This window comes from Agrobacterium sp. ST15.13.013 (assembly GCF_027956525.1).
Classification (GTDB): domain Bacteria; phylum Pseudomonadota; class Alphaproteobacteria; order Rhizobiales; family Rhizobiaceae; genus Agrobacterium; species Agrobacterium salinitolerans.
Window position 1 is genome coordinate 131649 of the sequence record NZ_JAQKGP010000002.1, and the last position, 25941, is coordinate 157589.

Sequence of the window (25941 nt, forward strand, 5' to 3'; positions counted from 1 at the left end):
AATGCTCAAAGTTCTCGAGTGCCTCACCATAGATCACGACTATCGATACACTGCCGCAGCAGTCTTCGTCTGCATGCTGGGCAGTTTCGTTTCGATGCGCCTTTTTTCGAAAGCGCGTCTGGCGACGGGTGTGCAGAAGGTCAACTGGTTGTTCCTGGCGGGCGTCAATGGCGGGGCGGCGATATGGACCACCCATTTCGTGGCGATGCTGGGATACGTCGCGGCCGGTGAGGTGGGGTATGATCCTTATCTGACCGGGCTGTCCCTTTTGATCGCCATTACCACAACGACTGCCGGCTTCGGCATTTCCGCCTATGGAGGGCGCAGCGTGCTGGTGGAAGCCGGCGGCATGATCCTCGGGCTCGGCATTGCGGCAATGCATTATACAGGCATGGCGGCCTACAATGTTCAAGGCATGATCTTCTGGGATCAGGCTTATGTCATCGCTTCGCTGTTGCTCGGGGCAGTGCTTGGCGCCCTTGCAGTCAATCGCATTGCCCGGCCCCTCAACCGCTTCTGCCAATATGGCGCGGTGACATTTCTCATCCTCGCCATTGCGTCGATGCACTATACCGGCATGGCTTCCATGTCCTTCGCTTTCGATCCGCGCATCGTCATTCCGGAAAATCTGCTGCCGCCGGCCATCATGGGCGGGGGCGCAATCGCCGTGACGCTGCTGCTTCTGGCGCTCGGACTTTCCACCTATGTCATCGATGCCCAGTCCACCCAGCAGGCGGTCGCGCGCTATCGTCATCTTTCGTTGCACGATCCGCTAACGGGCATTCCCAACCGGGCGGCCTTTATCGAACATCTCAATCGCCGCACACTCCATATTTCGTTAGGCGCGCATACCGCGCTTCTGTCGATCGATCTCGATCGTTTCAAGGAAATCAACGACGTGCATGGCCATGCGGCGGGTGACGCTGTGCTGCGCGCCATCGCAGACCGCGCGAGTTCCGTGCTGAAGGCCGGGGAGTTCCTGGCGCGCATGGGCGGCGATGAATTCGTGGCGATGACCCATTCCTATTACACCCGGGCCGATGGGGCAGAATTCGCGCAACGACTGATCGAGCAAATCAGCAGGCCGGTCGAGTGGAACGGCCAGACATTTTCTGTCGGCGCCAGCGTCGGCATCTCTGTGCGTAACACCGGTGCTATCGATGCCGATACCTTGATGGCGCAGGCGGATGTTGCGATGTACAGGGCAAAAAGCGGTACTTCGGACACGATCTGCTTCTATGACAAATCCATGGACGAGGCCGCGCGCGAGCGCAATGCACTTGCCATCGCCATGCGCAGCGGCCTCGCCAACAATGAGTTCGAGCTTTATTACCAGCAGCAAAACGACACCAAAAGCGGCAGCATCGTCGGTTTCGAGGCGCTTTTGCGCTGGAACCATCCCGAACGCGGCATGGTCTCTCCCGTCGAATTCATTCCGATCGCCGAACAGACCGGCTTCATCGTCGAACTGGGCGAGTGGGTTCTGAGAGAGGCATGCGCGCAGGCGGCGAGGTGGAAAAAGTCACTCGCCATTGCCGTAAACGTCGCGCCGCAGCAGCTTGCGGACAACGATTTCCCCGACAAGGTTGAGAGAATTCTTGCCGAAACCGGGCTTGCTCCGGAGAGGCTGGAGCTTGAAATCACCGAAGGCAGCATCATAGCCGATCATCGCCACGCGCTCGTCACCATCCGCAAACTCAAGGCGCTCGGCGTCAAGATCGCCATGGACGATTACGGCACGGGCTATTCCTCGCTTTCGACCCTGCAGAGCTTCCCCTTCGACAAGATCAAGATCGACCGTGCCTTCATTGACGGCCTCTCGACCAACGTGCAGTCGGAGGCGATCGTTCGCTCGACGCTCATCCTGGCGCACAGCCTCAATATTCCGGTGCTTGCGGAAGGGGTCGAAACCAAGGCCCATATCGAGTTCCTGCGGCGTGAAGGCTGCCTGCAGGTTCAGGGCTTCTTTTTCGGCAAGCCCGGTCCGCTGACCTCGATTGCCAATCTCGTGGACGACACCTTCCTCTCGGCCGAGGACGAAACGGAAGTGACCGCCGGCCGGCGTTATTTCAAGGCCGTCTGACAGTCTGGCGCAGCCACGCTTGCGCCCGGCAAGGCCAGCCTCGAAATTTTTTGTTGAAACATGGCCGCTTCCAGCGCACCATCGCACAAAAGCTTTGGGAGGAGCGTATGCCGACAGACATCGCCCATGCGGAACGCGTGTATGAAACCGCGCGACACCGTTCTGCCGCCGCAAGTTCTCCGATTGTGGCCTCCTGGCGTCGCTGCATGGTCAAACATCACCTTGCACCCGAGGAAAACCGCAAGCCGATCTTTCTTAGCGAGGTTGAATTCCGCCGCGCCCGTGAGAGTGCGGCTGGCCTGATTGCCGAAAGCACGGATGAACTCGACCGCATTTTCCAAAGCGTCGGCAAATCCGGCTGCTGCCTGCTTTTGACCGACGCGCAGGGCGTTGCGCTGGAGCGGCGTGGTGCCTCGGGCGATGATCGTGATTTCCGAGCGCTTGGTCTCTGGTCCGGGGCGGTCTGGAGCGAAGCGAGCGTGGGCACCAATGGCATCGGTACGGCGCTCGTTGATGAGCGCTCGGTGGTGGTCTACCGCGATCAGCATTTCTTCACGTCGAATACCGAACTCTGCTGCACGACAGCGCCCATCCGTGACCATACCGGCCGGGTGACCGGCGCCCTCGATATTTCCACCTGCCGTGACGATATCAACGAGATGACCTTCTCCTTCGTCACCCAGGCGGTGAAGGATGCGGCGCAGCGAATCGAGGGCAATCTTTTCCGCCGGGCCTTTCCGGGTGCGCGCATCGTTGTCGTGCCGAGCGGTTTCGGGGCGGCGCTTTCGCTGCTTGCCGTGGATCAGGACGATCTCGTGCTGGGGGCGACCCGCGCCGCACGCCTTGCGCTGAAGCTGGACGATGCCCGGATCGCGCAGGGACTGCCCGCCGCGGATGTTCTTCAGGAACAGCGCCACGACAGCGGTTCAGACCTTGCGGAAGCGGAACGTTCGGCGCTTCGCCGCGTCTTGTCGCGCACCAACGGCAATGTCACGCAGGCGGCCTCGCTGCTCGGCATCAGCCGCGCCACGCTTCACCGCAAGATGAAGAAATTCGGCGTGCACTAAGGTCCTCGCGGTTGCGATCCGGCCGATCATGCCGGATCGCGGCGTCTTTGTCGCAGATGTGAGACAATGTGCGCTGCGGAACGGCGCCGCCCCTCTACCGAACCGCATCATCTAGGCCCACCTTCCTCCCATGCGGTCCGCTCAGGATCGTTTTCATCAGGGAGGATGAAATCATGAACATTCAGGTTCAGCAGAAAGCGGGCGAAGCGCCCTTCAAGCTGAAATACGGCAATTACATTGGCGGCAAGTGGGTGGAGCCGAAGTCCGGCCGCTACATGGATAATCTTTCGCCGGTCACCGGCCATAAGATCTGCGAAGTTCCGCGCTCGGATGCGTCCGACATCGAGTTCGCGCTCGACGCAGCACACAAGGCCCGCGACAAATGGGGTAAGACCAGCATAACCGAGCGCTCCAACATCCTGCTCAAGATCGCCCAGCGGATCGAAGACAATCTCGATCTCATCGCCCGGGCCGAGACCTGGGACAATGGCAAGCCGCTGCGTGAAACCACCAATGCGGACATTCCGCTCGCCATCGACCACTTCCGCTATTTCGCGGGCTGCATCCGCGCTCAGGAAGGCACGATCGGCGAAATCGACAACGATACGGTCGCCTATCACTTCCATGAGCCGCTCGGTGTCGTCGGCCAGATCATTCCGTGGAACTTCCCGATCCTGATGGCTGCCTGGAAGCTGGCGCCTGCGCTTGCTGCCGGCAATTGCGTGGTGCTGAAGCCTGCGGAACAGACACCGGCCTCGATTCTCATCGTGATGGAACTGATTGAAGATCTGCTGCCGCCCGGCGTTCTCAACATCGTCAACGGCACGGGCCTTGAAGCCGGCAAGCCGCTGGCGCAGAGCAACCGCATCGCCAAGATCGCGTTTACCGGTTCGACATCGGTCGGCAAGGAAATCATGCGGTATGCGGCTGACAACGTCACCAACATCACCCTGGAGCTGGGCGGCAAGTCGCCGAACATCTTCTTCGCCGACGTGATGAACGAGGACGATGCCTTCCTCGACAAGGCGCTCGAAGGTTTTGCCTTCTTCGCGCTGAACCAGGGCGAAGTCTGCACCTGCCCCTCGCGTGCGCTGGTGCATGAATCGATCTATGACCGCTTCATGGAAAAGGCGATCAAGCGCGTTCAGGCGATTAGCCAGGACGATCCGCTCAACCCGTCGACCATGCTGGGCGCGCAGGCCTCGCAGGAACAGTTCGACAAGATCATGAGCTATCTGGAGATCGGCAAGAAGGAAGGTGCCAAGGTTCTGACCGGCGGCGACCGCAAGACGCTGACGGGCGACCTGAAGGACGGTTATTACATCCAGCCGACCGTATTTGAAGGCAATAACAAGATGCGGATTTTCCAAGAGGAAATCTTCGGTCCTGTCGTTTCCGTCACCACCTTCAAGACGGTGGAAGAAGCACTCGAAATTGCCAATGACACGGTTTACGGTCTGGGCGCGGGCGTCTGGAGCCGCGACACGAACATCGCTTATCGGGCCGGGCGTGGCATCGAAGCGGGCCGTGTGTGGACGAACTGCTATCACGTCTATCCGGCGGGTGCTGCCTTTGGCGGTTACAAGCAGTCGGGCATCGGTCGAGAGACCCACAAGATGATGCTCGATCACTACCAGCAGACCAAGAACCTGCTCGTGTCCTACAGCCCGAACAAGGTCGGTTTCTTCTGAGGTCCTCCCCGGAAGCCGGCGAGGGGCTGTGGCGCCAGATCGCCGGCGTGTTCCCAGGGGTTTCGGCCCCTGGGAACCCGGCTTCAAACAGAAAGGCCGGAGGTTCTGCCTCCGGCCTTTTTTCGTTGCGGTTTATGCCGCGTAACGCTGGTCTTGTTGGCGGAGGCTGCCGACCGAGAACTGCCCCACCTGTTCGGTCAGGCCGTCGGCCTCGCTGGACAGCGAGAAGGCGGCGGCCGTCGTTTCCTCCACCATGGCCGCATTCTGCTGCGTCACATGGTCGAGTTCGTTGACGGAGGCGTTGATTTCGCTGAGACGGCCGGACTGATCGCGCGATGCGGTGGCGATCTCGCCGATCTGGTCGTTGACCGACTGGATGCGTTTCTGGATCTGCTCGAGGCTTTCACCGGTCTTCAGCACCAGCGCCACGCCGCTTTCCACATCGCCTGCAGAGGTTGCGATCAGCGTCGTGATGTCACGCGCGGCGGCTGCCGATTTCTGGGCCAATTCACGAACCTCCTGCGCCACGACCGCGAAGCCCTTTCCGGCCTCCCCGGCGCGCGCGGCTTCCACACCGGCATTCAGCGCCAAAAGATTGGTCTGGAAGGCGATCTGGTCGATGACGTCGATGATCTGGCGGATCTTGGCCGACGAGGTCTCGATACGTTCCATCGCGACAATCGCTTCTTTCACGACAGCGGTGGATTTATGGGCGTCCTGCATCGTGCCGGCCGTTGCTTCGACGGCGACATTGCAGCGCGACAGCGAGAGATTGACGGCCTGCGTCATGTCTCCGAGCGCTGCTGCCGCTTCCTCAAGGGCTGCGGCCTGGCGTTCGGTGCGACGCGACAGGTCTTCCGATGCGCTTTTCAATTCGCCGGAGCCGGAGCGGATGGCATTGGCGCTTTCGCCGATGTTGGAGATGGTCGCTTCCAGGCCCGCCATGGAGTTGTTGAAGTCGACGCGCAGGTGATCGAGCGACGGCACGAAGGATTTGTCGATGCGGAGATCGAGCCTGCCGGCCGCAAGATTGGCAAGACCGGTGGCGAGTGCGTCGACAGCCTCTTCCAGTTCCTTGGCGCTTCTTGCCTTTTCCATCTCGCGCTGGGCGCGTTCCTCGTCCAGTTCCTCGCCCTTGCGATGGGCTTCTTCTTCCATGCGCTGCTTGTCCAGAATGCCCTGGCGGAAGGATTCCAGCGCGCGCGCCATGGTGCCGATCTCGTCGCCGCGGGAAACGGCCTTGATCTCGATATTGCTATCACCGCCGTTCAGGCGTTCCATCAATGCGGCAAGGCCGGTCAATGGCTTGGTGAGGCTGGCGGACACAAAAATACCGATCAGCGTCATGATCGCGAGTACCGCCAGTGTTGCGATGGTTGCCCAGAAGGCGAGATCGTTGGCGGCGGCCAGCACCTTGCTCTCCTGCTGGCCGATGGCCAGAAGATGTTTCTGTCCGAAAACGGAGAACGGGCGATAGGCATAGAAGATGTTACCGGCAGGCGTCTGCGCCATCACCATTCCGGCATCGCTTGCGCCCGACAGGGCCGCGAGATTCTCGGAAACGGTGGCATCCGCACCGCCCGAGAGGACCCCGGCGCGGCGTTTGCCATCCGCGCTCAGAAGAACGGCGTCATCGATTGTCTTGCCGGTTTCTTCGGGTGTGACAATGGCGCCGATACGGTCGGCGGCGATGCGCATGATGACGGCGCCCTTGCGCTGAATCTGGCCCCAGTTGGAAACGGCGAGCGGCATGCCGATCATGGCCGAATCATTTTCCCCACCGCTGAAGCCGGTGGTGCTGACGACACCGTCCTTGCCGGCCTCGATGCGGTCGAACAGCTCCTTGATCGCAGCGTTCTGCGGTTCCGTCACGCTGGTGAGGAAGTTCTTCCCCTTGGTCACGGTGTAAATAATGAGGCCGGTCTTGTCGATCACGTAGATGTCGCTGACACGGGTGTTGCGCCAGACGCTGGCGATGGCGGCGTTGATGGTGGCGTGGCGAATGGCGTAAAGCAGTCGCAGGCCTTCGCCGTTGAAGGAGGCGCGCTCCTCCTCGGAAACGCCCTCGCGGCGGAAAGCCTGGATGATGGCGTCCTTTTCCGTCGGCACAACGGTGGTCATCGTTTCCAGCGCCTGTGCGATTGCAGCATTCTGCGACAGTTCGGAGATGCTCTGTTCGACACGCAGAGTATAGGCATCAAGCTGCTTGGACTGGTTGCTTGCAACCGTTTCGAGCCTGATTTCGCTGGCGTCTATAAGACCCGACTTGCCCATCTCGTAGGATAACAGCCCCACGGACAGGCAGGAGACCAGCGTCGCGCCCGTGACGAGCGCTGCGAATTTGGCCTTGATCGACAATGATTTAGCTTTGACAGCAGTCGGATTTGCACCCGGCATCCTGTTCCCTCCCCCAAAAAAAACGTAGCCGCACGGTGGCAAAAATTGCTTACGGTCGCGTTAAAGGGTTGCGAATTGTAGGATTATTTCCCGCATGCCGTGAGAAAAACTTCGACAGCAATCGAGGTTCCACCGAAACGTGCCGTTATAAAACTGCAATAGAACAGGCGCATATCGAGCGAAGATCAACGGCTGTTCATGTTCATGCAAGCTTTTCGCGCTCCTTCTCTCGCCACTATCGATGATGTCTGCGGACTGAATGCAGACGGATATGACGGAGCCAGCGTGAAACCGAGGCCGGATTTCGCCGTTGTCGTGCCCATGCACAATGAGTAAGCGAGTGTGGAAACGCTCGTGGCGGAGATTTTCGTCGCCTGTCAGCCGGTCGGCGCCTTCGAGATCGTGGTTGTGGACGATGCGTCTTCCGACGGCACGGTCGACGCGGTACTTGCGCTCGGGGACCGTTATCCGATGCTGCGGCTCGTCCGGCACGATCGCCAGGGCGGCCAGTCTGCGGCGATCCACAGCGGCGTGCAGGCGGCGCGTGCGCCGGTCATTTGCATGCTGGATGGAGACGGGCAGAACCCGCCGGACAATCTGCCGGCACTTCTTGGGCCGCTTCTCTCCGCCGGCGCCTCCAGCCGGCTCGGTCTCGTGGCCGGCCAGCGCGTCGGCCGGCGCGATACGCTCGGAAAACGCCTTTCCTCCCGCTTTGCCAACGGGCTTCGGGCGCGGATATTGAAGGACGGCACGCGTGACACCGGCTGCGGTCTAAAGGCTTTCCGCCGCGACGCCTATCTCGCCTTGCCCTATTTCGATCATCACCATCGCTATTTCCCGGCGCTGTTCAATCGCGACGGCTGGCAGGTCGCCCATGTCGACGTCACGCACCGGGCACGGCTGCACGGGAATTCCCATTACACCAATATTGGCCGCGCGCTTGTCGGCATCCACGATCTGATCGGCGTCGCCTGGCTGCTGCGCCGGCGAAAGCGGTCAAGCTGGGCTGAAACTTTCAAAACGGAGACATCGCCGTGAACGCACCGGCTTTATGGTCCATGCTGCATGTGAACAGCTGGAAGGAATTTCTGTGGGTCTGCACCGGCTTCATGGGCCAGATGCTGTTCACCATGCGCTTTCTGGTTCAATGGATTTCTTCGGAACGGGCAAACCGCTCGGTCATTCCGGTGGCGTTCTGGTATTTTTCCGTTCTCGGCGGTCTGGTGCTGCTTTCCTACGCCATCTGGCGGCGCGATCCGGTCTTCATTCTGGGCCAGGCGTCCGGCCTTTTTATCTATGCCCGAAATCTCTGGTTGATTCATGCAGAACGCCGCCAGCATGCATGAGGCGACGACCCTGCCTTATGCGCAGGCAGGCGATGAGCGTCGGTGGCTGACATTTGCATTCGCGGCGATCGTCCTCGTGACGGCGCTGCGCGTCCTTGCGCTGGCCTTCAACCGGACCGACCTTTTCGTCGATGAGGCGCAATATTGGCTATGGGGCAGGGAGATGGCGTTCGGCGCCTATTCCAAGCCGCCCTTGATCGGCTGGCTTATCCGCGCGGCAACCGTTCTGGGCGGCGGCGAGGGCACTTTTCAGGTGCGGCTGGCCGCACCCGTGGTGCATGGCGTGGCGGCGGCGGCCATCCTTGCCCTCGGCCGCATGATCTATGATGTCAGGCTGGCATCCCTGGCCGCCCTTATCTATCTGACCTTGCCGGCGGTAACGCTCGGTAGCCTGCTGATCTCCACCGATACACCGATGATGCTGTTCATCGTGCTGTCGATGATCTCCGTGCGCAAGCTTGCGCTCGCCCGCTACGAGGGCAGGGCGTCGTCGGGCTGGAGCATCGCCCTCGGTCTGTGCTTCGGCCTCGGGCTGATGTCGAAATATGCGATGATCTATTTTCTGCCCTGCTTCATCGCCGCCGGCTGGCTCTGCGAGGCGTGGCGCATCCGGCTGCGTGACGCGGCATTTGCCGCGCTCGTCTGCGTTGTCGTCATCGCGCCCAATCTGTGGTGGAACGCGGCGCATGATTTCATGACCGCACGCCATACGGCGGATAATGCGAACTGGCATGGCGTCCGGCTGAAGGTCGGTTCCGCGCTGGAATTCTTCTTCTCCCAGGCGGGCGTGGTCGGCCCATTCGTTTTTGTCGGCATGATCGTCGCAACAATTCGTGCGAAGAATGCTGAAACCCGGGCGCTGGTCGCTCTTTCGGTGCCGATTGTTCTGCTGATCACCGCGCAGGGTTTGATGTCGCGGGCGCTCGCCAACTGGGCGGTCGGGGCCTATGCGGCCGGCGTGCTTCTGGCGGTGCCGGTCCTGGCGTCGCGGCGCTGGCTCATCGTGTCCACTCTCGTGCTCGGCGGCATCGTGGCCGTGGCGCTGCCGCTGATGACCATTGCCGGAACGCAATTGCGCCTGCCGAGTGGTGAACTGGCGATGAAGCGGTATCTGGGGCGCGCCGACCTGGTGTCGACCGGTCTGTTACGGGCGCGCGAGGCGGGGGCGGACGCCATTGTCGCTACGGACCGTTCGATACTCGCCGAGCTCTTTTATCAATTGCGGGACGAAAAACAGGTGAAGACGCGCGCACTGCCCGAAACCGGCGTGCCTTCCAGTCATTATGCCCTTCTTTACCCGCTGAAACCCGGCGAGGCGAAATATCCCTTGTTCCTGGCAAGTGCGGATGGCCTGCCGGCGTGCCTTGCCGGTGAGGCGCCGGTCGCCCGCTGGACCGCCGGGCCGGGCTTCCTCGGGGGCAGGGAAATCGGCCTCTGGCGCCTGCCGCCGCGATGCATGCCGGAGGGCAGCAATGGACAATGATCTTTCGCATATGCGGATCACGATCTGGGTGACATTCGCGACATTGGCGCTCGTCATCCTGTTCGCGACCTTTCCCTCCATCGATCTCAGCTTCTCCGCCCTGTTTTTCTCGCCCGTCGAGCAGCCATGGTCCGGCCGTGAACCGTTTCCCGAATGGTTGCGGGATACGCTGCGCGAAGGTACGGAGCTTGCCACTCTTCTGGCTTTCATGATCCTTGTCGGCAATCTTCGGCTGGGTACGCTGCAAAGAACCGGCTGGCGAGTGTGGGCCTTCCTGTGCGGGCCGGTGATCCTTTGTGCCGGGCTTCTCGTCAATGGTGTGCTGAAGGCGACTATCGGTCGCGCCCGCCCATTCAGCGTCACCGAATTCGGCGGTCAGCAGCTTTTCACGCCGCCTTTCCAGTACAGTGCGCAATGTTATTCGAACTGCTCGTTTTCTTCCGGCGAAACCGCGCTGATCGCCAGTTTCTTCCTGCCGCTCTGCGTGCTCGTCTGGCCCCGGCTGCAACGGCGCGGACGCTTGGCGATGGGAAGCATCGCCGCCGGCATGATCGTCCTTATGTCCGGCTTGCGCATTGCGGCCGGCGGACATTTCCTCAGCGATGTGGTGATGTCGATCCTGTTTTCCGCCTTGACGACCCTGTTCCTCTATCGGCTGCTGGCGGTAAACCGTCACCGTCACCTGTTCACCGTCAATGCGGTCAGAGCCGATACGGTCAGCATCTGGCGTAATGGTCGCCATGCTGTCTACACGCGGCTTCGGCGCTGGTGGCCGAAAATCAAGGCTGCAGCCTCACGTCTGCAGCGGCCGCCGGACGCGGGTGCGGCATCGTCTTAAGAGGAACTTCAAAGTTCGCTTCAATGAGGTGAATGGCGAGCGCGCCAGATACTCCTGCGCCACCCTCGTACTTGTCCCGGGGATCCGCGGCCTATTGATTTTATTCACCGCGATAAGATCCTCGGCACAGGGCCGAGGATGACGTCGAGGCAACCAGCGATTTCGAGATGGACCGCAGCCTGCCCGGAAATCTGAACCGGGCGGCAATTCGCCAGGCCGCAGAATGATTGCCGAGGTTTGCCGCAGCTTCTCAGTCGAACAGGCCGGATACCGACTGTTCCTGCGCGGTGCGGTTGATCGCCTCGCCGAGCAGGCCGGCAGTGCTGACCACGCGGATATTGTGCGCGGACTGGACACCGGTGGTCGGCTGGATGCTGTCGGTGATGACGAGTTCGCGCAGCTTCGAGGAGGCCACGCGGGCAACCGCGCCGCCGGAAAGTACACCGTGGGTGATATAGGCGGTAACGCTGGTCGCGCCCTTTTTCAACAGGGCTTCTGCGGCATTGCAGAGCGTGCCGCCGGAATCGATGATGTCGTCGATGAGGATACAATCCTTGCCGGAGACGTCGCCGATGACGTTCATGACCTCGGATTCGCCGGGACGGTCACGGCGCTTGTCGACGATGGCCAGAAGACAGTCGAGACGCTTCGAAAGGGCACGGGCGCGCACCACGCCGCCGACGTCAGGTGAAACCACCATGACATTGTTGGTGTCGTAATGGTCCTTCACGTCGCGGGCGAGAATGGGCGCTGCGAAGAGATTGTCGGTGGGGATATCGAAAAAGCCCTGGATCTGGCCGGCATGGAGATCGAGGGTGAGAACGCGGTCGGCGCCGGCTTCGGTGATCAGATTGGCGACGAGCTTGGCGGAAATCGGGGTGCGGGGGCCTGCCTTGCGATCCTGGCGGGCATAACCGAAATAGGGCAGCACCGCGGTGATACGTTTTGCCGAGGAGCGGCGCATGGCATCGATCATGATGAGCAGTTCCATCAGATGATCATTTGCCGGGAAGGAGGTGGACTGGACGATGAAAACGTCCTCGCCGCGCACGTTCTCGCTGATTTCTACGAATATTTCCTGGTCAGCAAACCGCTTTACAGTGGCATTTCCGAGAGGAACGTTCAGATACTTGCAGATCGCTTCGGCAAGGTGCCGGTTCGAATTGCCTGCGAAAACCTTCATTGCGGCCGCCTGTTTCCATGCCATCGCCTTGCATTACGGGGCTCAATCCACCGTAACCAAGCGTCGTTCAAGGGGAGGAACATCCGGCTGAAAAGCCTTTGCCGGATACGCCTTGTTGCCATGCGCGCCTTAATAGCGCTGTTGCTTCCGATTGCAAGAGGACTCCGCGCTTTCGCAATGATTTTCGTGAAATCTCTGTGACTTCTCCCGCCGTTTCACCTCATCCGCGTTGAGACTGCTTCCATGACGTATACTCACCCAGCGTTTTTGCAGCGATATCCTGCATGACCCTGTCGGTCACGGCGGCCCATGGATCGCTGCCTTTTGCTACGACGCTTTCCTGTCCCTGCAGGCGGTGCAGCCGCACACCATTGGCGTCCAGAATGTCCCAGACGTAAACGATGTTGACCTTGCCGCCATCTGCAAAGGCGGAGAAATATCCCTTCAGGATGTTTTCAGCCGAATTGTCGTTGGAGGCCCGGATGGTCAGCCCCTTCGCCCGCGCTTCGGCCCCGAGCTGGCGCGACAGCGGCGTGACCGCCTGAACCGGTGCACCGATGATCGGCAGGAAGCGGATGGAATTACCGGAGGTCGCAGGCGCAAGTGACGCCGTCTGCTGTGCGGGTGCGGGTTGAGCGGCGGCGGTCTGGCTCTGGCGAAGCGGTTCGCCATATTGGCTGCCATTGGACAGGGCTTGCGCCTGCGCCTGCAACGAGTTCTGCGGTGCGTAGGCAGGAACGGATGTCGCGGTTGCCGGAGCGCCAGCGGGGGCGCGGTCGGCGGCGGCGGCCATCTGGTCGAGGTCGCCCTGCGTTACGGGTGTCGATTGCGAGGTGTTATGGCCGACATCCACCTGTGGTGTCAGCGCTTCCGTCGTGTTGCAGCCTGACAGGGCCAGCATCATCGCTGGAACAATGATGGCTGGAAAAAGGGGGGTAAACCCCATCCGGCTCATGCGATTTTCCCTCTCATGTTCCGCTCCTTCTTGCCCAAGGTGGCGCAATGTAAGGGCGGTCTTCCCGCTCTGTCAAACCCGGCGGCGATTTAAGCTGTGAGAAGATCGAGGTTGTGGCGCGAGAGCGGCTCCGGCGCGCCGTCGGTGGTGAGATAGGTCTGGCCGAGCGTCATGGCCGTACCGGAATCCGAATCCATCACGATCATATGCACGAAGAGCGTCATGTCGGCGGTGATCTCCTGCGGATTGCCGGTATGGAACATCTGATGCTCCATCCAGGATGGCGAGAAGCGCGCGCCCAGCGAATAACCGCAGGAGTTCAGCCGATGGCGCGTCAATCCACGTTCATCCATCACGCGGGCATGCACGTCGAAGACATCGCCGAAGGTCTTGCCCGGTCGCAGCACCTCTTCGATGGCGGTGAGGTTTTGCAGGCAGGCGCTGTAAAGCTCCTTCTGGCGGAAATCCTGTTCGCCGATCACCACCGTGCGCATCATGGCGGCATGGTAATGGGCGCTGACGCCGGCCCATTCCAGCGTCAGCTGGTCTTTGGCGTCGAGCCTGCGGCGGCCGGCCTTGTAGCGGCACAGCAGCGCATCCGCGCCGGAACCGACGATGAATTCATTGGCGGGGTAATCGCCGCCGCCGGCCAGCACCGCTCCCTGCATCGCTGCCAGGATCGCGGCCTCGTCCGCGCCGGGCCTGATGAGCGGAAGCGCCGCGTCGAGCGCGGCATCGGCCAGTTGGCCCGCCTTGCGCGCATGGGCGATCTCGGCGGGGCTTTTGACCAGCCGCAGGGTGCTGACCAAATAGGAAGCGTCGCTCATCTGGCAAAAGCTGGCGAGCTGGTTGTCCAGCAGGCGGGCGACGCGGCCGGTCATGCCGTGTGTGTCGTATTCGACGCCGATCTTTGCACCCAAAAGGTCAAGATCGCTCAGCAGGTTCTTGAGGTCGAGCGTCGGGTCGGCATTGGGCCGGTCGGCCCAGATCTGGATATTCTCGATGATGGAGGTATTGCGCGCCTGGCGCAGATCCGCCGAGCGGGTCAGAAGCGTCATGGAGCCGTCCGATTTCACCACCAGCGTCTGGAAGAAGCAGTAGCCGAACGTGTCATAGCCGGTCAGCCAATACATGCTTTCCTGTGCAAAAAGCAGCAGGGCGTCCAGCTTCTCCTCGGCCATTTTTGCGAGCAGCCGCTCGCGGCGGGCATCGAATTCCGAAAGCTCGAAATGCAGGGCCATGTCAGTCCTCCAGAATTGCGATTGCGGAAATCTGCCGGCCGTAATCGGGTTCGGCGCGGTGGGTGGTGCGGCGGTAGGAATAGAAGCGATGTTCGTCGGGATAGGTGCAGAGGCCGAGGTTTTCCGTCTTCACGCCGGCTTTCGTCAGCCGGTCGACGGTGAATTGCTTGAGGTCGAACAATGCGTGGCCTTGCCTTTCCGTCCCGGCGAAATAATCCGCGTAGGCCGGATCGATATCGGTGAAGCGCGCCACATATTCCGGTCCGACCTCATAATTATCCTGGCTGATAGACGGGCCAAGCGAGGCGGCGATGCGCTCCCGGCTGGCGCCGAGCTTCGTCATGGCCTCAATGGTGTTTTCGAGCACGCCGAAGAGCGCGCCCTTCCAGCCGGCATGGGCTGCACCCACGACGCCTGCTTCCGCATCCGCAAACAGGATCGGTCCGCAATCGGCGCTCAGCACGCCCAGCACGAAACCGGGGGTTGCCGTGACCATCGCGTCGGCCTGCGGACGGCTGCCGTCGTAATTGTCATCGACAACGACGACGTCGGGGGAGTGGACCTGATGCACGGTGGCGAGGCGCCCCGGCGGCAGGCCGAACCATTGCGTTACGCGCCGGCGGTTTTCCTGCACTTTTTCGGGTTCGTCATGGGAGCCGAGGCCGACATTGAGGCCCTGATAAAGCCCTTCCGAGACGCCGCCCTGCCGGGTGAAGAAACCGTGGCGGACACGGTTTTCGCCTGACGCGGCGAGCAAGGGGGACTGGAGCGGGAGCGGCAGCGTTGCGTTCTGCATGGTGTGGGAATTCCTTGGAGAATGTCGCTGTTGGCCAGTGGAATAGGGTTAAGCGAGATGTTTCCTGTTGCCGCGGCATTGCGCGGCGATGTGATGCAGTGTGCCTGCTTCGTGTGTCGCGGCGATGTTGGCCCAGAGGCCATTGCGCTGTCAATCCACCGCTCGAAACGGCAAAAGGTGAAGCGCGGGACTTGAAACGGCGATGACCTTGAAAAGTTCCCCCATCTTGCCGGCGCCTTCGCCGGCGAGGCGATTGACCGCTTCGGCAATTTCAAGCGTCTGGTCGGGCGTCGCCTTGGCGGCAAGCGCGCCTGCCCGTTCCTTGAGGCCGAGGCCATATAGGAAATCGCCCTGTCGCAGCGCGCCGTTGACGTGAACGCCGGTCGCTTCCGCTGTTTTCACGAGGCTTTCGAAATCGACATGGCTGGTCAGATCGGCTTCGCCGGGATGCGCAAGCGCCGGGTCGAAGGCATGGTTGCGCATGGCCTGCAGCGTATCGCCATAACCGGCAACCAGATGGCCGTAATCAATGGCGAGCGCCGTGCCGCCATGGGCGGAGAGGCGCTGGCAGATCGCGGTCATCACTGCCTCGCGGGCCGGCGAAATCTCGAATATGGTGCCGAGCGGCTGCCGTTCGGGCTGCGGCGGCAGCAGGGACGGGTCTATGCTGGCAAGGCCCGTTGAGAAGACGAGTTCGTCATTGGCATCGAGGTTGACCACGCGCTCGCGAAAACCCTGCGGTGTCCTGACGAATTGACGGATGGGAATGGCGTCAAAGAGTTCGTTGGCGACAAGCAGCAAGAAGCCATCCGGCACATTGTCGAAACTGTCATGCCATGTCAGCCGACTTGAATGTTCGGCCAGCGTTTCCTTCTGGATGGCGGAAAGGCGGGGACTGGTTTCGACCAGATGCACTCGCATCGTCGCATAGAGCGGCGGTGCGATGCGGCGGATGACGCGCAGCATATCCGACATCATGGTGCCGCGGCCGGGGCCGATTTCCACCAGCTGCGTTTGTGCGGGAGCGCCATGCCGTTGCCAGGCATGCACCACGAAGACCCCGAGCATTTCGCCGAAAAGCTGGTTGACTTCTGGCGCGGTGATGAAATCACCCGAACGACCGAAGGGTTCGCGACTCTTGTAATAACCGTGTTCAGGATCGGCGAGGCAGAGCGAAAAATAGTCGGTAACGCTGAGCGGACCGTTGAGCCGGATAAGTGATTTAATACGTTGCGCAAGCGGTGTCGTCATGGGCAATCATACCGTTTAGGCGCTTTTTGTCGCACGGCGAGCCCGCAGGACCGCCCAGAGGCCGAGGGCGAACATCGGGGTGGAGAGCACCATGCCCATGGTCAGCCAGTTGCCGGCGAGATAACCGATCTGGGCGTCCGGTTCGCGGAAAAATTCCACGAAGATGCGTGACAGCGCGTAACCGCAGACGAAAATACCGGTGACGGTGCCGGGCGTCTTCAGCGCCCTGAAGGCATAGATGGCGATTGCAAGAACGATGACGAGCACGAGCCCTTCGAGGCCCGCTTCATAAAGCTGGCTCGGGTGCCGCGCAAAGGGGCCGCCGGTCGGGAAGACGACCGCCCATGGCACATCGGCAATGCGGCCCCACAGTTCGCCATTGATGAAATTGGCGATGCGGCCGAACAGCAGACCGATGGGGGCTACGGCCGCGACGACGTCGAACATGCTCCAGACCGGAATGCCGTTCTTGCGGGCGAAAAGGATCATGGCGATGGTGGTGCCGATCAGGCCGCCATGGAAAGACATGCCGCCGTTCCAGATCTCGAACGCCCTGACGGGATTGGCAGCGACAGCGGCGAGATCGTAAAACAGAATGTAACCGATGCGGCCGCCGAGCACGATACCGCCGGCTGCCCAGAGGATGAAATCGTCAAGATGCTGCGCCGAGATCGGCGACGTTTCGTTCGGCCACAGCCGATCCGTACGGGCGAGGCGGCGGGCGTAGAACCAGCCGAGCATGATGCCGGCGACATAGGCGATGCCGTACCAGTGGATCGAGAGCGGGCCGAGGGACAGTGCCACCGGATCGATATTGGGGAAGGGCATGATGGCGAGTTGGGTGGGAGCGGCTATCAATCCGTATATATTCCGTCATCGTTGTTGGGAGGACAACGGAACGAGCCATTGTCTCAAGGGGCCGGGCGATGATGCTCACCGGTCTCCCTGACGCCAAGGAAAATGGCGATTGCGATGGCGGCGGTCAAGGTGATTCTTTAAGCTCCGGCTCAAGATACCGTGGGTCACGCAAGCTCTTGTGATTTTTCGATTTCGCTTGCAAGGCGGCGATGGAGTGCCTACCTGAAGGCTAGCAACAGCGGGCAAGACGATGCCCCTGAACCGACGAAGGATGAGCGCCATGAGCACGACAGGCACCAACCGTTTTCTGGATGAATTCGCCAAGCTGATGACCGATGCGGCAGGTGCCGCGCAGGGTGTGCGCAAGGAAGCCGAAGCGGCGTTTCACGCGCAGGCGGATCGCTGGCTGAACAGCCTGGATGTCGTCCGCCGTGAGGAATTCGACGCGGTCCGCGAGATGGCCATCCAGGCGCGGGATGAAAACGACGCGCTGCGCGCCCGCATCGAGGCTCTCGAAACAAAGCTTTCGGCCGCCAAGGACTGATTTTTCATCACTTTTCTCAGAAGCCCCGGATCGCAGGCGATTCCGGGGCTTTTTGTTTTTCGGCTCCCTTGGCCGACTTGACCTCCGGTTGCCGAAAGTCGTGCTCGGACGCGAATTTTTTGGGCCTGTGGACACTTCCAAAAAACACAATCGGCAGAGTCGCTTAAGACTCTCGCCTGAGGTGATGGGGGAGGAGATATCCACTGTTCAAAAGGCAAAAATGGCGGGGAAGGGGTGGCAGCAGGACTCGGCCATTATACACTGATTTTAAATGATGATTCGAAAAGACCGGTAAGCTCCAGACAGGGTCAATGCGTAATTCTGGTGGTGTCGGGCAATCGTCTCAAATGTTTATCCCGGTTTGTATGTGCGTTTTGTGCCCGGCGTTCAAAACAGGACATCCCTACCGGCTGAGAAGGTGCCGCATGAGTCTGATAGAATTTGAAATTGAGCGTCAGTCCAATCCAGTCGACATGATCGAGATTGTCGCTGCCTCGAATGACTGGTCTTTCGAGCGGTCGGGCGAAGACGAGATTGCCATGACTGTGGCAGGCCACTGGGCCGACTACCACGTTTCCTTTGCGTGGATGGAGGATTTCGAAGCGCTGCATCTTGCCTGCGCCTTCGACATCAAGGTGCCGGACCAGCGGGTCAACGAAGTCATTCGTCTGCTTTCTCAGGTCAACGGTCAGGTGCTGATGGGGCATTTCGATCTGTGGCGCCAGGAAGATGTGGTGATCTTCCGCCAATCCCTGCTTCTGGCGGGCGGCGCCGAGCCGAACAACCAGCAGGTGGAAGTGCTGCTTTCCAGCGCGCTGGAGGCCTGCGAACAATATTATCAGGCATTCCAGTTCGTCGTCTGGTCTGGGCTGGATGCGAAAAGTGCAATCGAAGCGGTCATGTTCGAGACCGTCGGAGAAGCGTAAGATGGCGTATAAGGCTTCCGGGCCGCTCGTCCTGGTGGGCGCCGGCAATATGGGCGGCGCTCTGCTTTCAGGCTGGCTGAAAAAAGGTGTGCCGGGATCGCAGGTCATGGTCATCGATCCGCGCCCTTCCGATGCCATGCGGACGACGATTGCGGAAGCCGGAGCTGCCCACAGCGAAAGCGTGCCCGAGGGCGTGAAAGCCGGTATTCTTTTCGTGGCAGTGAAGCCGCAGATGATGGAAGCCGTGCTGCCCTCGCTGAAACCCCTGCTCGGCGCGGATACTGTCGTTGTTTCGATCGCGGCGGGCACGACCATCGGGACGTTCGTTTCGCATTTCGGCAAGGTTGCCGCCGTGCGGGCCATGCCCAACACACCGGCCATGGTCGGCCGTGGCGTCACGGGTGCCTATGCCAACGAACTGGTGACGCCGGAGCTTAAAACGGTGGTGGACGGGCTGCTGAAAGTCAGCGGCCCGGTCGAATGGGTGGATGCCGAAAGCGATATCGACGCGGTGACTGCGGTTTCGGGTAGCGGCCCTGCCTATGTCTTTTATCTAGTGGAATGCATGGCCGAAGCCGGCCGCAAGGCCGGTCTGCCTGCGGATGTGGCCATGCGTCTGGCGCGCGAGACCGTGGCCGGCGCCGGCGAGCTGCTGCATCAGTCCTCCGACGAGGCGGCGCGCCTGCGCCAGAATGTGACCTCGCCGGGCGGCACCACGGCTGCGGCGCTCTCCGTGTTGATGGCCGATGACGGCATGCAGCCCCTTTTCGACCGGGCGGTTGCTGCCGCAAGAGCCCGCGCCGAAGAGCTGGCGGGCTGAAGGGGCAAGGTCATGAGCGGTGAAATTTCCTATGCCGATTTCGAGAAGGTCGATATCCGCGTCGGCACCATCATCGAGGCAGAGCCTTTTCCCGAAGCGCGCAAGCCTGCTTTCAAGGTGAAGATCGATTTCGGGCCGGAGATCGGCGTCAAGAAGTCGTCGGCGCAGATCACGGTGCATTATACGCTGGAAAGCCTTGTCGGCCGGCAGGTTCTGGGCGTGGTGAATTTTCCACCGCGCCAGATCGGTCCTTTCCGGTCCGAGGTCCTGACGCTCGGTTTTGCCGATGCGAATGGCGATATCGTGCTTGCCGCCGTTGAGCGACCGGTGCCGAACGGCGAGAAAATGTGCTGACCGGTGCGTTTGCCGCTAAGCCGGAATTTTGACGATTACCCGCAAGCCGCCCATCGGACTTTCATCCAGCGACACGTCGCCGCCATGGCTGCGAGCGATGTCGCGAACGATGGAGAGGCCAAGGCCGGTGCCCGAAGCATTGAGGTTGCGCGCTTCGTCCAGCCGGAAGAACGGCTTGAACACATCCTCGCGTGAATTCTCCGGTATGCCCGGCCCGTCATCGTCAAATGTCATGATGATGGAACGCGGCGCCTTGCGGATATCGATGTGGAGATTACTGGCGTAGCGCCTTGCATTTTCCGCCAGATTGGCGACAAGCCGGGACAGCGCATTGGGCCGCGCGATGATCCTCTCGATATTATAGAGTTCGTAGCTGAATTTCTTGCCGTGCAGCTCGAAATCATGACCGATTTTTTCAAGAAGGGCTGGAAGCTCCAGCGTGCCGACATCCTCTTCGACATCGGTACGGGCGAAGGTCAGATAGGCCTCCAGCATCGACTGCATGTCCTCGACATCCTTGTCGAGTCCCTCGAGATCGGGATTTTCGCCTGCGAGCGCCAGTTGCAGCTTGAAACGGGTGAGAATGGTGCGCAGATCGTGGCTGACGCCGTTCAGCATGGCGGTGCGCTGCTCCATCTGCCGCTCGATACGCTCGCGCATCAGGATGAAGGCGAGGCCGGCGCGCCGCACTTCGTCCGCGCCGCGCGGGGAATAACCGCTGATCTTCTGGCCCCTGCCAAAGTTTTCGGCCGCCTTGGCAAGGGCTTCGATCGGCTTGATCTGGCCACGCAGGAACAGGATCGAAATGGCGATCAGCACCAGCGATGCGCCGACCATCCAGACAAGGAAGATATGTGTGTTCGAGGCATAGGCCGCGCTGCGGCTGGTAAAGACGCGCAGTGTCTTGTCTTCCAGCTGTACGCGGATTTCCACAAGCGAACCGTTGCCATAAGTGTCGATCCAGAAAGGCCTGCCGATCTGCTGGGTGAGTTGATCTGCCAGGATTCTGTCGAGAATGGAAAACAGCGGTTCCGGTCTTGGAGCAGGCAGATCCGCCTTCGGTTCGATATAGACGCTCAGCCCCAGCTTGTCGCGGGCAATGCGGATGACGCGCTGATAGTCGTCTTCCTCCGGGTCCGTCTGCAAAAGCTCAATGATCGCGGCGATATCGCGCGTCACGGCGGAGGAGAGGCGTTCCGTTACCAGTTGCCAATGCCGCTCCATGAAGACCGCAGCGACCACGCCCTGAAGCAAGATCATCGGCAGGATGATGATGAGCAGAGAGCGTGTGTAAAGGCCGGTGGGCAGCCAATGGCGCAACCACCTGCCGGAAAGGCGCCAGGCCCTGGCCACGCCGCTTTTTTTGACCGTGCTCAGAAAATCGAGGCTCGCCATGACCGTGCGTTCGCCCTTCGTTGGTTGCTCGTCAGTCCACGCTCAGGCGGTAACCGATGCCGCGCACCGTTTGCAGATAGACAGGATTGGCAGGGTCGTCCTCGATCTTGCGGCGAAGACGGTTGATCTGCACGTCGATGGTTCTTTCGCCCACTTCCGATTCCGCTTCCACCAGCTCATGACGGGGAATGGTATCGCCGGCGCGCAGCGCAAAAAGCAGCATGATCTCCTGCTCGCGATCCGTCAGGCGGATTGTTTCGGGGCCGCGCCGCAATTCCTTCTTGGGGATGGAGAAGCTGTAGGGGCCAAACATGATCTGTTCGATCTTGGGGGTATCGGGCGAGGTATTGCGCCGCAGGATATTGTTGATGCGCAGGACGAGTTCGCGCGGGTCGAAGGGTTTGGCGAGATAATCGTCCGCTCCCGCCTCCAGCCCGGCGATGCGCGAATCCGCCTCCGAACGGGCGGTCAGAAGGATGACCGGCACGGATTTGTTCTCGTTCAGCGAGCGGGTGAGCGAAAGCCCGTTCTCGCCGGGCATCATCACGTCGAGGATGAGCAGGTCGAAACGGATGCCCATCATTTTGCGCCGGGCTTCGGCCGCATCGGCCGCCACGGAAATGCGATAGCCCTTGTCGCCCAGAAAACGCTGCAGGAGATCGCGAATGCGGGCGTCGTCGTCAACGATCAGGAGATGGGCCGCATCGTCATCCGCCGGTGGACGTTTTGTCGGTGCTTGCGCCATCGTCACTCGTCCTCCACGGTCGTCGTCGGGCTGCGCATCTGCGCCAGGAATTTGCGCACGCAGGCGCGGGCGTCCGGCCCGAGACCTTCCAGCGCGCGGTCGATGCGGCGCGATTGCGGCTCGCTCAGCGCCAGCGCCAGTTCGCGGCCCGTCAGCGTGGGGTAAAGCCTGCGCTGACGGCGATCTTCCGGACCTGCCATCTGGCGAATGTAACCGTCGTCGATCAATTGCTTCAGCACACGGGCAAGGCTCTGCTTGGTGATCTGCAGCGTATCGAGCAAATCCGCCACCGTCATGCCCGGCTGCCGGCTGACGAAATAGACCACCCGGTGATGGGCCCGCCCATATTCCAGTTTCGATAAAATGACATCGGGATCGGAGACGAAATCGCGATAGGCGAAAAACAGCGCCTCGATCGTGTCGAAGTCGATCTTGCCGTCGTCAACCTTCGGGAGTGCCGGTGTTTGCCTGGAGGCGGCGGTTTTGAGCGATTGCGGTGGCACTGCGGTTCCTTCATATCCTGCGGCTGTCTGATCATAGGCTGACAGGCGTCGATGCGCCAATATTCTGTAAACATAGCCGAAAATGCGTCCGCTCGGGAGAATGCCGCCGATCATTTTCTGTTGCGGTGGATAATATGGCGCGGGTGCGGGTGCAACTGGAATCCTGAGTGACACTTACCTGAAATAGAAAAGAGCGCGGAAACTCCGCGCTCTCCTTCATTTTTTGTCGTAATGACGATGTTACTGGTAAACGTAGACAATACGACGGGTCGAAGGTTCTACGAGAACAGGCACGTCATTCACCCGGACATAGCGGTACTGATAGTCAGGTACCTCCACAAGGCGGGTATCGGCCGGCAGGACGCTACCTATGGCAATATCGCCGTCATAGGTGACGGTATCGGCAGGGTGTTCATCAATATAGGTAATGACCGACTGCGGCGGATCGACTTCACCGACACGGCCAAGGTTCGGGTCACCGGGGTTAGGCTCCGCCTGAACGCTTGAGGTCTTTTCATAGGTTACGACCGGCACGCTCAGTTCCGCGCGGCGTTCCTTCAGAATGACGGGCGAACCTTCATACATCACGTTCAGGTAATCCGCATGAGCCCAGCCGCGCAGGCCGTTCACCTCGATGCGGCACCAACTGCTGCCATCCATGCAGCCATCAAGCACGGCGTTGCTGCCACGCGTGGCAAGGCCGATTTCGGGATAATCCTCACCGGGGCCGGAACGAACAGAAATATCCGAGGCGGTTGTTGCGACCATGGCGGCATTTGCATAGCCTGCCATCAAGGCAAAGGCGCCACCAGCGATCAGCATTTTAAGCGTCTTGTCCATGTGTCTCACTCCTTTCAAGACTGGTGCTACAACGTCGCAACCATCCGGGCGTTCCACATTTTTCGACGAGATGATGCCTACAGACAGGGCGTGTTCGTGCTATCTGCCTGTATGGCATAGGGATTTTCTTAACGAATTGGTGGGCTGAAAATGGGCGTCACCTGTCGCCATTCTGCCGCAACCGGTCGCGGGCTATAGGAGGCGGGAGCTTTCAGACAGGAGACGCAGGATATGGGAAAGTTGCAGGCGGGCATTGTTCCGGTCACGCCATTCGAGCAGAATTGCACCATCCTGTTCGATCAGGACACCAAGGAGGGCGTCGTTGTCGATCCCGGTGGGGATGTGGACGTCATTCTTCAGGTCGTTTCTGAAAACGGCATCACGCTGAAGGAAATCTGGCTGACGCATGGGCATCTTGACCATGCCGGCGGTGCTGACGAACTGCGTGAGAAGCTGTCGCTACCGGTCATCGGGCCGCATGAGGACGACCGTCCATTGCTCGAAAGGATTGAGGCGCAGGCCGAAAAATACGGCGTTAGCGGCCTTCGGAATGTCGCGCCCGACAAATGGCTCAAGGACGGCGATAGGGTATCTTTCGGGGACCACGTCTTCGAAGTCTATCATTGTCCGGGCCACGCGCCCGGCCACGTCATCTATTACAACCGCGACCAGAACTTTGCCCATGTCGGCGATGTGCTGTTTTCGGGATCGGTGGGGCGCACGGACCTGCCGGGCGGAAACCACGAGCAATTGATGGCGTCCATTCGCGACAAGCTCCTGCCGCTGGGCGACGATGTCGGTTTCATCTGCGGCCACGGCCCGGGAGGACGGCTGGGTGAGGAACGGCTCACCAACCCCTATCTCAAAGGGCTCTGAGCGCCGGCCTATTAGAACTCTTTGTTTTGGCGCCTTTCCGGACGGAAAACCGAATTCCACTTTTCCTGGAAATGCTCAAAGGCCTGCGGGACCGCACAAAAAAACCCGGCATTCCTGCCGGGCTTCAACTAGAAAAGAAAGCCGTTTTAGGGTCAGCCAGCAATCTGCAGATTGACTGCCTTCGGCCCCTTGCCGCGACGATCCGGTTCCGTGTCGAAGCTCACTTTCTGATTTTCTGAAAGTCCGGACAGGCCGGAAGCCTGCACGGCAGAGATGTGAACAAAGATATCAGCGCCACCATTATCTGGCTTGATGAAGCCAAAGCCTTTGTCTGTATTGAAGAATTTTACGGTGCCAGTTTCGGCCATGCATCAGGTCCTTTTCGCTCTGCCCGCGTTCAGCTACAGGCAGCATTACAGTTTTGCCCCGCGTGGGCGTTGGCAGGCAGTTTTTGACTATTGAGAAAAAGGACCTTCGCAGCGGGAAGTAATGGCGTTCTCATCCAACGTTTTTCGTCCCACCGCCCGAGGTTTATAGCGTCCCCAGTGCGCAAATTTATAGGCCTTCCCATGCTCGCAAATTGCCCGAACCGCGGTAGAGTGATGCGTTTATCGAAAATTGGCAAGCAAAAGTTTTCACGGGCTTTTTGTCAGATAAAAAACCTGCGGTAGAATAACTGCGCGTAATCGCATAATTTTTCCGCAGAAGTGATAATCGATGAAATAAAAGCCGTTCTCCGCAGGATTTTGCGACAAAATTTGAGTGCAACGCCCGGATTTAGGGGCGGGATGAGAAAAATGAGTTCTTTTTACGTCAGGCCGCTCCGGCCATGGATTTTTGCCGTTTTCGCGTCAGTTCCGGCACCAGTTCGACGATCAGGATCGCGACGAATATGATCAGACAGCCGACATAGCCGGCGCCGGAAATGGTTTCATTCAGGAAAATCGAGGCCAGCAAAGCGCCGAAAAGCGCCTCCGATGACAGGAATATCGCGGCCTGCGGGGCAGTAGTGTAACGTTGGCCGATGACCTGCAGCACGAAGGCGAGGCCGGAGGAGACGAGGCCGACATAGAGGATTTCCGCCAGCGATGCTTCGATGGAGGCCATGCTGATCGGTTCGAACACGACACCGATCATGCAACTAAGAAGGGAGCAAACGGCGAACTGGGTGCAGGAAAGCACGAGCGGCCTTCCGCTTTCGGAGACGAAGCGCCCGGCCAGCGTGATCTGGATCGCCCAGAAGAAGGCGCAGATGATGCTGAGAATATCGCCCGTGGTCAGCGCCTCGAAAGCGCCGCCGGAGAGGAGGAATATGCCGCCCAACATCATCAGTGCGCCCGGCCAGACGATCCAGTGGGGATGGCGGCGGTAAAGCACGACCGCGATCACGGGTACGAAGATCACGTAAAGCCCGGTCAGGAAGCTGGAATTGGTGACGGTCGTGGTCAGAAGCCCGACCTGCTGGGTAGTGGCCCCGCCGAACAGGGCAAGTCCCACGAGGATGAAACTGCCGATTTCGCGCCGGCGCGGCGGCGATTTCAGCGATCGTGTTTCCGTGAGCGCGAAGGGCAGCACGGCGATGGCGGCGATGGCGAAACGCAGGCCGACGAACCAGAAAGGGCCGATCGAGGCCATGGCGGAGGATTGCGCGACAAAGCCGCCGCCCCAGATTGCTGCGGCGAGCAGAAGCAGCATATTGGCCTGAATACGCGTCATTATTTGGCACCAGCACAGCAAGGCCGGAAGATC

At 60.3% G+C, this 25941-nt stretch carries 25 protein-coding genes; 12 read left to right on the plus strand and 13 right to left on the minus strand.

What is annotated here, in order from left to right; translation table 11 throughout:
- Window position 1: 1 nt before the first annotated feature.
- From PL597_RS02505 to adh, 3 genes are all read left to right on the plus strand, one after another.
- Window positions 2-2083 (plus strand): putative bifunctional diguanylate cyclase/phosphodiesterase, encoded by a 2082-nt coding sequence (locus PL597_RS02505; protein ID WP_142911834.1) that lies wholly within the window; start codon window positions 2-4, stop codon window positions 2081-2083.
- Window positions 2084-2190: 107 nt separating this feature from the next.
- Window positions 2191-3150 (plus strand): helix-turn-helix domain-containing protein, encoded by a 960-nt coding sequence (locus tag PL597_RS02510; protein WP_077981636.1) that lies wholly within the window; start codon window positions 2191-2193, stop codon window positions 3148-3150.
- A 173-nt stretch (window positions 3151-3323) separates the two neighbouring features.
- On the plus strand, window positions 3324-4841 hold the full coding sequence (gene adh, locus PL597_RS02515; RefSeq protein WP_191217506.1) for an aldehyde dehydrogenase: 1518 nt from the start codon (window positions 3324-3326) through the stop codon (window positions 4839-4841).
- Window positions 4842-4973: 132 nt separating this feature from the next.
- On the opposite strand, the gene PL597_RS02520 is transcribed toward adh, so the two are convergent.
- A complete protein-coding gene (locus PL597_RS02520; RefSeq protein ID WP_271364531.1) occupies window positions 4974-7238 on the minus strand; it encodes a methyl-accepting chemotaxis protein in 2265 nt (754 codons plus the stop codon).
- Between the two features lie 342 nt (window positions 7239-7580).
- Here PL597_RS02520 and PL597_RS02525 point away from each other — a divergent pair, with 342 nt between their 5' ends.
- Genes PL597_RS02525 through PL597_RS02540 form a run of 4 tightly spaced genes read left to right on the plus strand, consistent with a single transcriptional unit; the run spans window position 7581 to window position 10905 of the window.
- Window positions 7581-8276 carry a glycosyltransferase family 2 protein gene (locus PL597_RS02525; RefSeq protein WP_271364532.1) on the plus strand — a complete coding sequence of 232 codons (696 nt, stop codon included), beginning with the start codon at window positions 7581-7583 and terminating at the stop codon, window positions 8274-8276.
- 20 nt (window positions 8277-8296) lie between these two features.
- The gene (locus tag PL597_RS02530; protein WP_031233742.1) at window positions 8297-8584 is read left to right on the plus strand and encodes a lipid-A-disaccharide synthase N-terminal domain-containing protein; all 288 of its coding nucleotides are present in this window, start codon (window positions 8297-8299) and stop codon (window positions 8582-8584) included.
- Complete coding sequence (locus tag PL597_RS02535) at window positions 8559-10067, plus strand: ArnT family glycosyltransferase (protein WP_271364533.1); 1509 nt, start codon at window positions 8559-8561, stop codon at window positions 10065-10067. Before PL597_RS02530 ends, PL597_RS02535 begins: the two co-directional genes overlap by 26 nt.
- Window positions 10057-10905, plus strand: coding sequence for a phosphatase PAP2 family protein (locus tag PL597_RS02540; protein WP_269833372.1), 849 nt, complete (start codon window positions 10057-10059; stop codon window positions 10903-10905). Before PL597_RS02535 ends, PL597_RS02540 begins: the two co-directional genes overlap by 11 nt.
- A 250-nt stretch (window positions 10906-11155) precedes the next feature.
- On the opposite strand, the gene PL597_RS02545 is transcribed toward PL597_RS02540, so the two are convergent.
- From PL597_RS02545 to lgt, 6 genes are all read right to left on the minus strand, one after another.
- Window positions 11156-12088, minus strand: a complete 933-nt coding sequence (locus PL597_RS02545) for a ribose-phosphate pyrophosphokinase (RefSeq protein ID WP_010972147.1) — start codon at window positions 12086-12088, stop codon at window positions 11156-11158.
- 220 nt (window positions 12089-12308) lie between these two features.
- Window positions 12309-13043 carry a hypothetical protein gene (locus tag PL597_RS02550; protein WP_173989848.1) on the minus strand — a complete coding sequence of 245 codons (735 nt, stop codon included), beginning with the start codon at window positions 13041-13043 and terminating at the stop codon, window positions 12309-12311.
- A gap of 89 nt (window positions 13044-13132) precedes the next feature.
- Window positions 13133-14284, minus strand: a complete 1152-nt coding sequence (locus tag PL597_RS02555; RefSeq protein ID WP_080790155.1) for a M24 family metallopeptidase — start codon at window positions 14282-14284, stop codon at window positions 13133-13135.
- Window position 14285: 1 nt separating this feature from the next.
- Window positions 14286-15080 carry a peptidoglycan editing factor PgeF gene (gene pgeF / locus PL597_RS02560; RefSeq protein WP_271364534.1) on the minus strand — a complete coding sequence of 265 codons (795 nt, stop codon included), beginning with the start codon at window positions 15078-15080 and terminating at the stop codon, window positions 14286-14288.
- Between the two features lie 150 nt (window positions 15081-15230).
- Entirely contained in the window at window positions 15231-16331 is a 1101-nt protein-coding gene (locus tag PL597_RS02565) for a class I SAM-dependent methyltransferase (protein WP_271364535.1), read from the minus strand.
- Between the two features lie 15 nt (window positions 16332-16346).
- Entirely contained in the window at window positions 16347-17159 is an 813-nt protein-coding gene (gene lgt / locus PL597_RS02570) for a prolipoprotein diacylglyceryl transferase (protein ID WP_162520317.1), read from the minus strand.
- 310 nt (window positions 17160-17469) lie between these two features.
- On the opposite strand from lgt, the gene PL597_RS02575 reads away from it, so the two are divergent.
- From PL597_RS02575 to PL597_RS02590, 4 genes are all read left to right on the plus strand, one after another.
- Window positions 17470-17733, plus strand: coding sequence for an accessory factor UbiK family protein (locus tag PL597_RS02575; RefSeq protein ID WP_077983100.1), 264 nt, complete (start codon window positions 17470-17472; stop codon window positions 17731-17733).
- A gap of 425 nt (window positions 17734-18158) precedes the next feature.
- On the plus strand, window positions 18159-18659 hold the full coding sequence (locus tag PL597_RS02580) for a YbjN domain-containing protein (RefSeq protein WP_052818067.1): 501 nt from the start codon (window positions 18159-18161) through the stop codon (window positions 18657-18659).
- Between the two features lies 1 nt (window position 18660).
- Window positions 18661-19479: a pyrroline-5-carboxylate reductase gene (gene proC, locus PL597_RS02585; protein ID WP_271364536.1), complete on the plus strand. Its 819-nt coding sequence runs from the start codon at window positions 18661-18663 to the stop codon at window positions 19477-19479.
- 12 nt (window positions 19480-19491) lie between these two features.
- On the plus strand, window positions 19492-19833 hold the full coding sequence (locus tag PL597_RS02590; protein ID WP_003522868.1) for a tRNA-binding protein: 342 nt from the start codon (window positions 19492-19494) through the stop codon (window positions 19831-19833).
- Between the two features lie 15 nt (window positions 19834-19848).
- On the opposite strand, the gene PL597_RS02595 is transcribed toward PL597_RS02590, so the two are convergent.
- The 4 genes from PL597_RS02595 to PL597_RS02610 form a co-directional block, all read right to left on the minus strand.
- Window positions 19849-21228 carry an ATP-binding protein gene (locus PL597_RS02595; RefSeq protein WP_077983062.1) on the minus strand — a complete coding sequence of 460 codons (1380 nt, stop codon included), beginning with the start codon at window positions 21226-21228 and terminating at the stop codon, window positions 19849-19851.
- Window positions 21229-21259: 31 nt separating this feature from the next.
- The gene (locus PL597_RS02600) at window positions 21260-21973 is read right to left on the minus strand and encodes a response regulator (RefSeq protein ID WP_077983101.1); all 714 of its coding nucleotides are present in this window, start codon (window positions 21971-21973) and stop codon (window positions 21260-21262) included.
- 2 nt (window positions 21974-21975) lie between these two features.
- Window positions 21976-22476, minus strand: a complete 501-nt coding sequence (locus tag PL597_RS02605) for a MarR family winged helix-turn-helix transcriptional regulator (protein WP_077983063.1) — start codon at window positions 22474-22476, stop codon at window positions 21976-21978.
- 240 nt (window positions 22477-22716) lie between these two features.
- Window positions 22717-23316: a DUF1236 domain-containing protein gene (locus PL597_RS02610; protein ID WP_142911723.1), complete on the minus strand. Its 600-nt coding sequence runs from the start codon at window positions 23314-23316 to the stop codon at window positions 22717-22719.
- 231 nt (window positions 23317-23547) lie between these two features.
- On the opposite strand from PL597_RS02610, the gene PL597_RS02615 reads away from it, so the two are divergent.
- Window positions 23548-24192, plus strand: coding sequence for an MBL fold metallo-hydrolase (locus PL597_RS02615; RefSeq protein WP_077983066.1), 645 nt, complete (start codon window positions 23548-23550; stop codon window positions 24190-24192).
- Window positions 24193-24344: 152 nt separating this feature from the next.
- On the opposite strand, the gene PL597_RS02620 is transcribed toward PL597_RS02615, so the two are convergent.
- Window positions 24345-24560 (minus strand): cold-shock protein, encoded by a 216-nt coding sequence (locus PL597_RS02620; protein ID WP_003494703.1) that lies wholly within the window; start codon window positions 24558-24560, stop codon window positions 24345-24347.
- A 445-nt stretch (window positions 24561-25005) separates the two neighbouring features.
- Window positions 25006-25908: a DMT family transporter gene (locus PL597_RS02625; protein ID WP_271364537.1), complete on the minus strand. Its 903-nt coding sequence runs from the start codon at window positions 25906-25908 to the stop codon at window positions 25006-25008.
- Window positions 25909-25941 lie beyond the last annotated feature (33 nt).

Coding starts and splice junctions, on each gene's coding strand:
- PL597_RS02505 (WP_142911834.1), top strand. CDS start 2: ATGCTCAAAGTTCTCGAGTGCCTCACCATAGATCACGACTATCGATAC.
- PL597_RS02510 (WP_077981636.1), top strand. CDS start 2,191: ATGCCGACAGACATCGCCCATGCGGAACGCGTGTATGAAACCGCGCGA.
- adh (WP_191217506.1), top strand. CDS start 3,324: ATGAACATTCAGGTTCAGCAGAAAGCGGGCGAAGCGCCCTTCAAGCTG.
- PL597_RS02520 (WP_271364531.1), bottom strand. CDS start 7,238: ATGCCGGGTGCAAATCCGACTGCTGTCAAAGCTAAATCATTGTCGATC.
- PL597_RS02530 (WP_031233742.1), top strand. CDS start 8,297: ATGCTGCATGTGAACAGCTGGAAGGAATTTCTGTGGGTCTGCACCGGC.
- PL597_RS02535 (WP_271364533.1), top strand. CDS start 8,559: ATGCAGAACGCCGCCAGCATGCATGAGGCGACGACCCTGCCTTATGCG.
- PL597_RS02540 (WP_269833372.1), top strand. CDS start 10,057: ATGGACAATGATCTTTCGCATATGCGGATCACGATCTGGGTGACATTC.
- PL597_RS02545 (WP_010972147.1), bottom strand. CDS start 12,088: ATGAAGGTTTTCGCAGGCAATTCGAACCGGCACCTTGCCGAAGCGATC.
- PL597_RS02550 (WP_173989848.1), bottom strand. CDS start 13,043: ATGAGCCGGATGGGGTTTACCCCCCTTTTTCCAGCCATCATTGTTCCA.
- PL597_RS02555 (WP_080790155.1), bottom strand. CDS start 14,284: ATGGCCCTGCATTTCGAGCTTTCGGAATTCGATGCCCGCCGCGAGCGG.
- pgeF (WP_271364534.1), bottom strand. CDS start 15,080: ATGCAGAACGCAACGCTGCCGCTCCCGCTCCAGTCCCCCTTGCTCGCC.
- PL597_RS02565 (WP_271364535.1), bottom strand. CDS start 16,331: ATGACGACACCGCTTGCGCAACGTATTAAATCACTTATCCGGCTCAAC.
- lgt (WP_162520317.1), bottom strand. CDS start 17,159: ATGCCCTTCCCCAATATCGATCCGGTGGCACTGTCCCTCGGCCCGCTC.
- PL597_RS02575 (WP_077983100.1), top strand. CDS start 17,470: ATGAGCACGACAGGCACCAACCGTTTTCTGGATGAATTCGCCAAGCTG.
- PL597_RS02580 (WP_052818067.1), top strand. CDS start 18,159: ATGAGTCTGATAGAATTTGAAATTGAGCGTCAGTCCAATCCAGTCGAC.
- proC (WP_271364536.1), top strand. CDS start 18,661: ATGGCGTATAAGGCTTCCGGGCCGCTCGTCCTGGTGGGCGCCGGCAAT.
- PL597_RS02590 (WP_003522868.1), top strand. CDS start 19,492: ATGAGCGGTGAAATTTCCTATGCCGATTTCGAGAAGGTCGATATCCGC.
- PL597_RS02595 (WP_077983062.1), bottom strand. CDS start 21,228: ATGGCGAGCCTCGATTTTCTGAGCACGGTCAAAAAAAGCGGCGTGGCC.
- PL597_RS02600 (WP_077983101.1), bottom strand. CDS start 21,973: ATGGCGCAAGCACCGACAAAACGTCCACCGGCGGATGACGATGCGGCC.
- PL597_RS02610 (WP_142911723.1), bottom strand. CDS start 23,316: ATGGACAAGACGCTTAAAATGCTGATCGCTGGTGGCGCCTTTGCCTTG.
- PL597_RS02615 (WP_077983066.1), top strand. CDS start 23,548: ATGGGAAAGTTGCAGGCGGGCATTGTTCCGGTCACGCCATTCGAGCAG.
- PL597_RS02620 (WP_003494703.1), bottom strand. CDS start 24,560: ATGGCCGAAACTGGCACCGTAAAATTCTTCAATACAGACAAAGGCTTT.
- PL597_RS02625 (WP_271364537.1), bottom strand. CDS start 25,908: ATGACGCGTATTCAGGCCAATATGCTGCTTCTGCTCGCCGCAGCAATC.